At 61.3% G+C, this 256-nt stretch carries 1 protein-coding gene; it reads right to left on the bottom strand.

Features of this window, described 5'->3' with window-relative positions; translation table 11 throughout:
• Positions 1 to 256, bottom strand: a 256-nt coding sequence (locus ETV65_RS25000; protein WP_165383778.1) for an Ig-like domain-containing protein, incomplete at both ends; no start/stop codon positions are given.

The following is a 256-nucleotide window of genomic DNA, read 5'->3' as shown; positions in this document are numbered from 1 at the left end:
TCCATATCCCGCCGGTCTGCGTGGCCGGATACACGGTGCCGTTGATCAGCACCTCGACCGTCACCGCGTCCGCGTCAATCTGGCTCAGGGTAAAGGCCGGGGTAGTGTTATTGGTGATGTTGTCGGTGGTGCTCGCACCGGTATCTGAACCGTCGGTCAGATCGATAACCGGCACGCTCAGCGTGGTGTCCACGGTAAAGGCGAATGCCTCCCCGGACGTGCTGTTACCGGCAGTATCCGTGACCGTCACCACCAG

Source organism: Rahnella sp. RFA10(1/100), from assembly GCF_004195115.1.
Classification (GTDB): domain Bacteria; phylum Pseudomonadota; class Gammaproteobacteria; order Enterobacterales; family Enterobacteriaceae; genus Rahnella; species Rahnella perminowiae.
The sequence above is the reverse complement of the archived record's forward strand: the minus strand, read 5'-3'. Positions and strand labels throughout refer to the sequence as shown.